Origin of the sequence: Streptomyces sp. NPDC014864 (assembly GCF_043081525.1) — a bacterium.
GTDB lineage: Bacteria > Actinomycetota > Actinomycetes > Streptomycetales > Streptomycetaceae > Streptomyces.
Window position 1 is genome coordinate 20,053 of the sequence record NZ_JBIBWT010000033.1, and the last position, 10,899, is coordinate 30,951.

Genomic DNA, 10,899 nt, shown 5'->3' on the forward strand with positions numbered 1-10,899 from the left:
GCTGCTCGAGCGGGCCGCTCAGGCAGCAGTGCCACAGCGCGCGTCGTCACTCTCCTCGTTCCCTTCTCAACGGCACTCGCCCGGCGTGAAGCAGCCCGGCACCGCGTAGGAAGAACCCACCATGAATCCCTTCGGGATAGCCCGGCCGACTCCGGGCCGTGGCACCACGTCAGGAAGACGCTGGTCTCGCCGTATCGCCGCAGCCACAGGCCTGGCCCTGCTGCCCAGCCTGCTGTCGCCTGTGGCTTTCGCGTCAGCTCCTGACCCGCTGGGCCGGCCCGGCCTGAAGGATCCGCGCTCAGCGAAGGTCAGCCCGTTCACGGCCAAGGTGAACAAGAAGGCCGCCGCCGTGGTGAAGAAAGCCGCCGCAGCCGACAGGGCCGCGGCCGCACGAGCCCGCCACGACCAACAGCGCAAAGCCACCTGGCCCACGGCCGGCAAAGCCGCACTCTCCGTCCCGGCCAAGGGCAGGGCCACCGCAGCACCCGGCTCCCTGCCGATCACCCTCACCGCACTCGGCAAGAACACGCCCGGCCCCATCAGCGTGCAGGTCCTGGACCAGAAGACGACCGCCAAGCTCGGCGTCAAGGGCATAGTCCTCAAGGTCACCGGAGCCAAGAGCACAGCCAAGACCCGCCTCGGCATCGACTACGCAGCCTTCGCCTCCGCCTACGGCGGCGACTGGGCCGGCCGACTGCGCTTGTACCACCTGCCCGACTGCGCCCTGCAGCATCCATCACAGGCTGCCTGCCGCGCCCGCACCGAGCTGGACACCGTCAACGACCGCGCTCACGACCGCCTTGAGGCGCCGCTGGCCCTGGCTCCCAGCAGTCAGCCGATGATGCTGGCCGTGGCGGCCGGAACGCAGTCCGGCGCCGGTGACTACAAGGCGACGCCGCTGTCATCGTCCTCGACATGGGAGGCAGGCGGCTCATCCGGCTCCTTCACCTGGTCCTACCCCCTGCGTGTGCCTCCGGCCGCGGCCGGCCCCCAGCCGAGCCTGTCGATCTCGTACGACTCTGGCGCCATCGACGGACAGACGGCGAACAGCAACAACCAGGGCAGCCAAGTCGGCACCGGCTTCGATCTGACCTCCTCCTATATCGAGCGCAAGTACGGCTCCTGCGACGACGACGGCCAGGACGGCAAGTACGACCTGTGCTGGAAGTACGACAACGCCTCCCTCGTCCTCCATGGCAAGGCCACCGAACTGGTCAAGGACGACACCAGCGGCAAGTGGCGGCTCAAGGACGACGACGCCTCCACCGTCACCCACTCCACGGGCGCCGAGAACGGCGACGACGACGGCGAGTACTGGACGGTCATCACCGGCGACGGCACCAAGTACGTCTTCGGCCTGAACAAGCTCGAGGGCGCTGGCGCCGACGACCGCACCGAGTCGGTGTGGACGGTGCCCGTCTTCGGCGACGACGAGGGCGAGCCCGGCTACGCCGACGGCACCTCCTTCTCCGGCCGGGACAAGAAGCAGGCCTGGCGGTGGAACCTCGACTACGTTGAGGACACCCACAGCAACGCCATGTCGTACTGGTACACCGCCGAGCACAACAACTACGACAAGCTCGGCGACGACACCACGGGAACCGACTACACCCGCGGCGGCTACCTGAAGGAAATCCGATACGGCCAGCGCGCCGGCGCCCTGTTCTCCGGCTCCCCGGCCGCCTCGGACAAGGTCGTTCTCAGCTACGACGAACGCTGCCTGGCCTCCGGCACCGGCTGCGACTCCCTTACCGAGGACACCCGGGACAACTGGCCGGACGTGCCGTTCGACGCGGTCTGCAAGGACGGCGACAAATGCACTGGCAACAGCGGACCGACGTTCTTCACCCGCAAGCGCCTGACCACCATCACCACCTCCGCGTGGAACGCCGCAGCCACCACCCCCGCCTTCGAACCGGTCGATGCCTGGACGCTCAAGCAGCTCTACCTCGACCCCGGCGACACGGGTGACTCCACCGACCAGTCGCTGTGGCTCGACCAGATCAAGCACACCGGCAAACGCGGCACCGACCTGTCCCTGGACCCGGTCACCTTCACCCACGAAATGCGGCCCAACCGCGTCGACGGCGCGGCCGACAACATCCTGCCGCTGAACAAGCCACGCCTGAAGACCGTCACCTCCGAGACCGGCGCGCAGACCATCGCCACCTACCTGGACGCCGACTGCACCGCCGGCGCCACAAAGCCCAAGCTGGACGAGAACACCAAGCGCTGCTACCCGGTGTACTGGTCCCCGAACGGCGAGAAGGACCCGATCCTCGACTGGTTCCAGAAGTACCCGGTCAGCTCGGTCTCCACCACCGACCCGCAGGGCGGCTCCGAGGCCGTTCAGCACATTTATCAGTACTCCGGCGGCGGTGCCTGGCACTACAACGAAGACCCCCTCACCCCGACCAAGGAACGCACCTGGTCGATCTGGCGCGGCTACGGCCAGGTCACGCACCTCGTTGGCACGCCGACCGGCACGCAGAGCAAGACTGTCACCGTCTACCTGCGCGGCATGAACGGCGACCGCGTCCTCGGGGCGGACGGCAAGACCCCGGACGCAGACGCCCGCAAGACGGTCAAGGTCGCCGGTATCAAGGCCGGTGAGATCACCGACTCGGAGCAGTACGCGGGCTACACCCGCGAAACCGCCACCTACGACGGCGACACCGAAGTCGGCGGCTCTATCAACGACCCCTGGTCGCAGAAGACCGCCACCCAGCACAAGTCGTACGCCGACACCGAGGCCTACTTCGTACGCACCGCCGCAGCCCACACCCGTACCCGCATCACCAGCGGCATCGCCCCCACCGACCGAGTACGAACGGTGGCCACTACCTACGACAGCTACGGCATGGCCTCCAAGATCGAAGACCGGGGCGACGACGCCGTCGACGGAGACGAACGATGCACCCGCAACACCTACGCACGCAACGACTCCCTGGGCATCACCTCGCTAGTCTCCCGCGCACGAGTCGTGGCCAAGCCATGCTCAACCCTGAACGCCGACCTGGACCTGCCCACTGACGCAACCAGGCCCGGCGACGTCATCTCCGACACCGCCACCGCCTACGACTCCAAGACCTACACCACCACCCAGACCCCCACCAAGGGCGAAGCCCAGTGGACCGGCCGCGCCAAGAGCTACGCCGCCGACGGCACCCCCAGCTGGCAGAAGATCTCCACCACCGACTACGACACACTCGGCCGTCCCACGGCCGCGAAGAACACCAACGACCTGACCATCTCCACCGTCACCTACGAGCCGAAAACGGTCGGCCCCCTGACCTCGACCGTCGCCACCGACGCCAAGACATACGCCACCACCACCAACGCGGACTTCGCCACCGGCGCCGCCCTCAAGGTCACCGACCCCAACAACAAGATCACCGAGTCCGAATACGACAGCCTCGGCCGCATCACCAAGGTGTGGCTGCCCAACAGGCTGAAGGCCCTGGGCAAGACACCGAACTACGTCTACGACTACAAGGTCACCAACGCCGCCATGTCCTGGGTGTCCACCGCCACCCTCAAGGGCGACGGCTCGGGCTACAACACCAGCTACACCTTCTACGACTCCCTGCTGCGCACCAGGCAGACGCAGTCCCCAACCCCGCAGGGCGGCCGGCTCATCTCCCTGGCCCTCTACGACACGCGAGGGCTCGCGGTCAGCCAGCAGTCCGACATCTGGGACAGCACCTCTGCCCCCGCCGCCACTGCGGTGGACACCTCCGAGGGCCAGGCACCGATCCAGACGGACACCACCTACGACGGCGCCGAACGCGCGACCAGGGCCGTGACCAAGGTCCACGGCGAGGCCCGCTGGACTGTCGACAGCAGCTACACCGGTGACACCGTCTCCACCAGCGCCCCCAACGGCGGCCAGGCCACCACGGTGGTGACCAACGCCCTCGGGCAGACCACCGAACGCCGCGAGTACGCCGGCCCTACGCCGACCGGCACCCAGTACACCACCACGCGCTTCACCTACACCCCCGCTGGCCAGCAAAAGACGATCACCGCGCCCGACCAGGCTCAGTGGAGCTACGACTACGACCTGTTCGGACGTCAGACCGCAGCCGTCGACGCCGACAAGGGCCGCATCACCACGGCCTACAACTCCCTCGACCAAGTCATCCAGACCACCAACGCCAACAGCAGCAACAACACACTGCTGTATGAGTACGACGACCTCGGCCGCAAGACCGGTATGTGGCAGACCAGCAAGACGGATGCCAACAAGTTGGCGGCCTGGACCTTCGACACCCTGGCCAAGGGGCAGCCGGATACCTCGGTCCGCTACGACGGCGGCCTCACCGGTAAGGCCTACACCCAGAAGATCACCGGCTACGACAACCTCTACCACGCAACCTCAAGCCAGCTGATCCTCCCCGACACCGACCCCCTGGTAATGGCCGGCGTCCCCAAGACCCTCTCGTACACCACCGGCTACAACCTCGACGGCACCATCAGTCAAGCCAGCGCCCCCGCGGTCGCCGGCCTCGCGGCTGAAACTGTCTCCTACACCTACAACGCCCTCGGCGGGCAACTCACCTCCAAGGGCACCACCGGCTACCTCCAAGGCACAGCCTTCTCCCCGCAAGGCGACCTGCGCCAGCTCACCCTCGCCACGGACGGCGCCAGTTCGTCGAAGAAGGCCTACCTCACCTGGTCCTATGAGGAAGGCACCCGCCGCCTCACCCGATCCCAGACCACCGACGACGTCCACAGCTACCCCCTCCAAGACCTGAACTTCACCCAAGACGACGCAGGCAACGTCACCTCCATCCTCGACACCACCACCCAAGGCGGCACCGCGAAGGCCGACTCCCAATGCTTCGCCTACGACGGCTACAGCCGCTTGACCGAGGCCTGGACACCGAAGACTGCTGACTGCGCAGCCATCGGACGGACGATGTCCAACATCGACGGCGCGGCCCCGTACTGGACGTCATACACCTACACCGACGCCGGCCAGCGCAAAACCGAAACCCAGCACACGTCTTCGGGTGATAAAACCACGAACTACACCTACAACGACACTACCGACACCAAACCCCACACGCTCGACAAAACTACCGGCGCCCACAATGGCACCTACAGCTACGACAACACCGGAAGCACCACATCTCGACCCGGTCCCACCGCCCAGCAAACCCTGGCGTGGAACGTGGAAGGAGACCTGGCCAAACTCACCGAGAATACAAAGGAGACCAGCTACCTTTACGACGCCAGCGGCGAACTGCTGATCCGCCGCGCAAAGGCTGACGGCGACAGCATCCTTTACCTCCCAGGCGGCACTGAAGTCCGGCTCGCCGTCAACGGGACCACGAAGACCCTGAGCGGCACTCGCTACTACTCGGCGAACGGCCAGACCATCGCAGTCCGCACGGCCACCTCTGGAGTGGCGGGCACGAAGCTCAATTTCCTGGCCGCCGACCACCATGGCACCTCCAGCATCGTCCTCGACTCCGTTACGTACGCGGTCACCAAGCGCTACACCACGCCCTTCGGCACGGCACGGGGCGCCCAGCCGACATCCTGGCCTGATGACAAGGCATTCCTGGGCAAACCGGCCGACGACGCAACCGGCCTGACCCACGTGGGCGCCCGCGAATACGACCCCACCACCAGCCAGTTCCTCAGCGTTGACCCCGTCCTTGACTTGGACAGCCCACAAACACTGAACGGTTACGCCTACGCTGGCAACAGCCCCGTCACGTCTAGCGACCCCACCGGACTGTGGCTCGACGACGGAACCGGCCACAGCGAACCCCGCTCCGACGGCCCCGCAGGCAATGCAAGCCCAACCCCCGGCGTCCCCGCCGGCGGAACAGGCTCCAACGGCTGTTACTACTCTTGCAAAAGCAACGGAACAGCTCACACCGGCAGCAGTGGCCACACTTCAGGCGGTGGCGGTGGCGGTGGCGGTGGCGGTGGCGGTGGCGGTGGCGGTGGCGGTGGCCTCCGCTGTACTGGAACCGGGCTCACGACGTATTGCACATCGGAGGGGGACCCTGGGCCCGGCGATTCAAACTCGAACTTGGGGAACTACCTCTCCAGCCTGGCGCACAACGGCGACTTCTGGGGAGGTATTTTCCAAACCATCGGGGGTGCATTTGGCGAAACTTTCGGTGTCACCTTCGTCGCATCGGGTGTAGTCGAATGTGGCACCGGTGTGCTGTGCCCGGCGGGCGTTCCATCGATCGCAGGCGGAACCGGACTCATCGTCGTCGGAAGTAAGGCGATCAGCTCCGGCTCGGACAAACTCGGCCGGGCATTCCGTGAAGCGGATGGTGCCGCCAGCGGCGGAAGTGAGGGCGTCACACTCACCGATGAGGAAGGACTTGCTGCAGCGAAGGCGGCGGCAGGAAAATTCGAGAAACCCGGCGGCACAAATGGTGCCCTCTACGTGGAGGGCTATGACAACTCAGTTGCTTCCTTTTCCTCCGGAAGAGGAAATCTCCCGCAGGGCTTCGTTAGGCCTCCGGGATCCAACTCATCAAACTATCACCACGCTGAAACTCAGGCAGCTGCTCTCATGCGAACCAAGGGCTGGGGAAACTCGCATCTCTACATTGACCAGACGTACGTGTGTGGACGATGCTTCGACCACCTTTCCCGAATGCTGCCGAAAAACGCGACGATGCGTGTCACCTGGCGTAACACCTTCGGCGATATTCAAACCAAGTCCTTCACGGGTAAGTAGTTGAAAATGGCCTGGCGCTTTCCCCTAGCAGTTCAGCTAGGGGAAAGCGCCAGGCCTATCCTCGCGTGGACTGTGGCACTCAGTACCAGTCGGTCTCCGGTATGTCATCCAGGTAGGATAGGTTCGAAGCGGTGGTAGCCCCGATCTGCACCTCGCTGTATCCCGGCTTGTCTCCCCAGGGTTCCTGGTCCTCCATTGCCGGGCCAATATCCGCAATCAGCCCCTCACCTACGAAGATGCGGTGTCCCGGCCGAGGCCAATACCAGCCCCCAAAATTTACCTCAGTCATCGGCGCCACGATCCGGGCGATATGCTCGTTCTTAACGGACTCGCATGACTTTGTGTGAGGTGCGGCATGGGTTGCTTCGTTCATGGCGTTATGAATCAAGAATTCTGTGAAGCTCTCCGAGAGTGGCACCCACTCTCCGTAAAGCCGCCCCTCATAGACAGTCGTTGGGCTCTCTGGGTCAAATCCCCAAATCGCGTCCCCGGGATCGACCATGAAGAGGACTTTTCCATCCTTTGTGGTGATCTCATTGGGGGCAAGTAGTTTCTTGTTCCTTATAAGTGGCCTGGACCATCGTGCTGCAAGTGTATGCCACGCCTGCAGTGGTGATGGCAGTCCCCGGTACTGCTCCGGCGCAACTGCTTCCTTGCGGCTTGGCGGGCCATACCAAGTCGTGAGAAATTGGTCCAATTCGATGCTGGAGGGATCGATCATGCAATGATTATGGCATAGCTTTCCGCGTGCCACTCGAGCCTCCTCGATAGGTTTGGAACGCCTGCACGATTGATTTGGTCTTTTCCGGTCGAGGTGGCGTTGCCGTACTCCTCAAGCCGGCCCGACAGTGCCAGTCACGACTTCTCAACCCCTCCTCGGGTTATCTGTTTGACCTATCTTGTTCGCCACATAGACAATTATGTCTGAACCGCTCCGGGTTCGGTAGGGACTCGATCGTTTGAGAGGATCGAGTTATGGCACGTCCTTCCCAGTACCCGCTTGAGCTGCGCCGTCGTGCGGTGCGGATGGTCGCCGAGGTGCGGCCGGAGTACGACACCGAGTGGGCCGCGATGAAAGCGGTCGCCCAGAAGCTGGGCATCGGCACGACCGAGACGCTGCGCAAGTGGGTGCGGCAGGACCAGATCGACGCCGGGACCCGTCCGGGCACGAGGAGCGTGGAGTCGGCCGAGCTGAAGCGGCTGAAGAAGGAGAACGCCGAGCTGAAACGGGCCAACGACATTCTCAAGGCCGCGGCGTCTTTCTTCGCGTCAATGACAGAGTCTGAGACACGGGCCTACGGGTGGTGACAGAGTGACGGGCACCGGCGGGGCTGGCTCGTTTCTTTGCTGCCCCAGCGATGGTGGCTTGTCGGCGATGTGCCGCCCCGCCGGCCCGGGTCTCCGCCGCGGAGTGGCCTGATAGGAGCGTGCCGCGCGAGCCCGATTGAGGCGTGCCCCCGCGGTGGAGATGCCCATCGACTCTCCACCGAGCTGCGGAGGCTTTCGTGCACGTTGTCGGCATCGACGGACACAAGAAGACGCACACGCTGGTCGCGGTCGACCCGCTGGGACGCCGCGTCGGTGAGGTCACCGTCGCCGCGACCCCGGCCGGTCACGCCCAGGCGATCAAGTGGTTTGCCCAGTTCGGACAGGTCTTGTTGGCCATAGAGGACTGCCGCCATCTGACCCGTCGCTTCGAGGCCGACCTCCTGGTGGCCGGTCATGAGGTGGTGCGGGTGCACACCCGGCTGATGGCCGGGGCTCGCCGCTCGGCCCGCGAGCGAGGCAAGTCCGACCCGATCGACGCCGAGGCGGTGGCCCGGGTGGCGCTGCGCGAACCCGACCTGCCCCGGGCCAGCCTCGCGGGCCCGGCCCGGGACGTGAAGCTCCTGGCCGATCACCGCCGCCGCCTCGTGCGCTCCCGTACCGCGGCGGCGAACAAGCTGCGCTGGTTCCTGCACGAGATCGATCCCGAACTGCCCGTGCCCTCTCGGGGCTTGCGCCGTTTGTGCGTGTTCAACGCGCTCGCTGAGGCCCTCGCCGACCATGCGGGCGTCGTGGTGGAGATCGCCCGCGACCTGGTCGTCGAGTGCCGACGGCTGACCGAGCAGATCAACGCGCTGGAAGCTCGGCTGCGTAAGCTGGTCGAGATACTGGCGCCGTCGCTGCTGGCCATCCCCGGCTGCGGCGTGCTCAGCGCGGCCGTCATCATCGGCGAGACGGCCGGCGCCAACCGGTTCAAGTCCAAGGACGCCTACGCGCACTTCACCGGCACCGCCCCGATCCCGGTCTGGTCCTCCAACAAGATCCGCGTGCGCCTGAACCGGGGCGGCAACCGAGCCATCAACCACGCCCTGCACATGATCGCGGTCACGCAGGTGCGCCGCGGCGGTGAAGGCACCGACTACTTCGCAAAGCAGCTGGCCCGCGGCAAGACGCCCAAGGAAGCGGTGCGACTGCTGCGACGACGCATCTCCGACCGCGTCTTTCGGGCCCTGCTGGCCGACGAGGGCGCAGCTCAGCCGACTGCGACCGCCCCTGACCTCCCGGTTCGCCTGGCAGCTTGACATAGGAGCATCGCCGAGCTCGACCGGCCGTCGAAGCGCTCGTAGCGTTCATCGACGCCCATCGGCAGGTGTTCGGAGTCGAGCCGATCTGCAAGGTCCTGACCAGCCACGGACTGAAGATCGCGACGAGCACCTACTACGCCGCCAAGAAGCGCACCCCCAGCCCGCGGTCGGTCCGCGACGCGGAGCTGAAGACGCAGATCAGCCGTGTCTACACGGACAACTTCGGTGTCTACGGAGTGCGGAAGGTCTGGCGGCAACTGCACCGCGAGGGCATACCCGTGGCCCGCTGCACGGTCGCCCGGCTGATGCGCGATCTCGGCCTTCAGGGTGCCCGACGCGGCAAGAAGATCCGCACCACCATCCGGGACGATGGCCAAGAGCGGGCCTGTGACCTGCTCAGCCGCGACTTCACTGCTTCCCGTCCGAACGAGCGGTGGGTGGCCGACTTCACCTATGTCGCCACCTGGTCCGGGATCGTCTACGTCGCGTTCGTCGTGGACGTGTTCTCCCGGGCGATCGTCGGCTGGTCGGCCGCCACCAGCAAGCGGGCCAAGCTCGTTCTCGACGCCCTCGACATGGCCCTGTGGCGCCGCGACCGGGCCGGCACCCCCGCGGGTCCCGGTCTCATTCATCACTCGGACGCGGGCAGCCAATACACGTCTTTCGCGTTCACCGCCCACCTGCTTGAGGCCGGCATCGACGCCTCGATCGGCACCGTCGGCGACGCCCTGGACAACGCGCTCATGGAGTCCCAGATCGGCCTCTTCAAAACGGAACTGATCAAGCCCCGCAAACCCTGGCACGGCCTGGCCAACGTCGAACTCGGCACCGCGGAATGGGTCGACTGGTTCAACAACCAGCGCCTCCATACCGCCATCGGAGACATCCCGCCCCACGAGCACGAGACCAACTACTACGCTCAATACCAGCCCCAACCGGCTGCTGGAGTCAACGCATAGAGCCTCCATCGATCCCGGAGCGGTTCACTGGCGCTGGGCTCGGGTGTCGGGGACGCCGCAGCGGATGGTGGGGACTGATCCTGCCCGGGCTGCTCGGCCCGGCGACTGGACGGCACGCTGGGTGCCGGCGACCGCGGTGCGGGCGACTGGGTCTGGCTGGGTGCGGGTGCGGGCGCTGGTGGATTCCCCGTGCTGCCGCCCGGCTGCTGCTCACCGTCGGGTTTCTGGTTGGCCGGGGGAGTGGTCTCCTGACTGCCCGCCTTGTCACCCTGGTCCCGGTCCCGCTCCTGGGGCGGCTGGTCGGACTGGGTACCGGGCACGGTGACCTGCTGCCCCGCGTAGATGACGTTCGGGTCGGTGATGGCGGGCAGTCCGTGTGGTTGCGGTTTGCCCCGGCTGGCCTTGAACAGCTGCGGCCAGTCGTCGCCGTCGCCGAGTTCCTTCTCTGCGATCTTCGACAGGTAGTCGCCGGAGTGGACCGTGACGACGTACTCGCTCGTCTCGTCGGCGGCCGGGGCACTGCCACCCAGCTGCGCACGGAGACCGTCTACTCCAGTTGAGGTGTCGGGCATCTGAAGCTGCCAGCCGGGCTGCAGAAAGCTGTTCGCGCGGAAGACCTGCCCATCGGGCATGACGCGGCCTTCGTTCAGGGTCG

At 65.8% G+C, this 10,899-nt stretch carries 3 protein-coding genes and 3 pseudogenes; 4 read left to right on the forward strand and 2 right to left on the reverse strand.

Going from position 1 to position 10,899, the window contains the following annotated elements:
- The first annotated feature begins 121 nt into the window (after positions 1 to 121).
- Positions 122 to 6,715, forward strand: coding sequence for an RHS repeat-associated core domain-containing protein (locus ACF1A5_RS33025; protein WP_392196526.1), 6,594 nt, complete (start codon positions 122 to 124; stop codon positions 6,713 to 6,715).
- Positions 6,716 to 6,794: 79 nt separating this feature from the next.
- Here ACF1A5_RS33025 and ACF1A5_RS33030 read toward each other — a convergent pair whose 3' ends face one another.
- Positions 6,795 to 7,436: a hypothetical protein gene (locus tag ACF1A5_RS33030; protein ID WP_392196527.1), complete on the reverse strand. Its 642-nt coding sequence runs from the start codon at positions 7,434 to 7,436 to the stop codon at positions 6,795 to 6,797.
- Positions 7,437 to 7,690: 254 nt separating this feature from the next.
- Here ACF1A5_RS33030 and ACF1A5_RS33035 point away from each other — a divergent pair.
- The 3 genes and pseudogenes from ACF1A5_RS33035 to ACF1A5_RS33045 all read left to right on the forward strand — a co-directional run.
- Positions 7,691 to 7,978: pseudogene (locus tag ACF1A5_RS33035) on the forward strand (transposase); the annotation flags it as partial.
- Positions 7,979 to 8,220: 242 nt separating this feature from the next.
- A complete protein-coding gene (locus tag ACF1A5_RS33040; RefSeq protein WP_392196528.1) occupies positions 8,221 to 9,282 on the forward strand; it encodes an IS110 family transposase in 1,062 nt (353 codons plus the stop codon).
- A 35-nt stretch (positions 9,283 to 9,317) separates the two neighbouring features.
- A pseudogene (locus ACF1A5_RS33045) lies at positions 9,318 to 10,244 on the forward strand (IS3 family transposase); the annotation flags it as partial.
- On the opposite strand, the pseudogene ACF1A5_RS33050 reads toward ACF1A5_RS33045, so the two are convergent.
- Positions 10,205 to 10,899, reverse strand: a pseudogene (locus ACF1A5_RS33050) (hypothetical protein); the annotation flags it as partial. The pseudogenes ACF1A5_RS33045 and ACF1A5_RS33050 sit on opposite strands and share 40 nt — an antisense overlap.

Excerpts from the sequence above, each read along its gene's own strand:
- ACF1A5_RS33025 (WP_392196526.1), top strand. The coding sequence starts at position 122 with ATGAATCCCTTCGGGATAGCCCGGCCGACTCCGGGCCGTGGCACCACG.
- ACF1A5_RS33030 (WP_392196527.1), bottom strand. The coding sequence starts at position 7,436 with ATGATCGATCCCTCCAGCATCGAATTGGACCAATTTCTCACGACTTGG.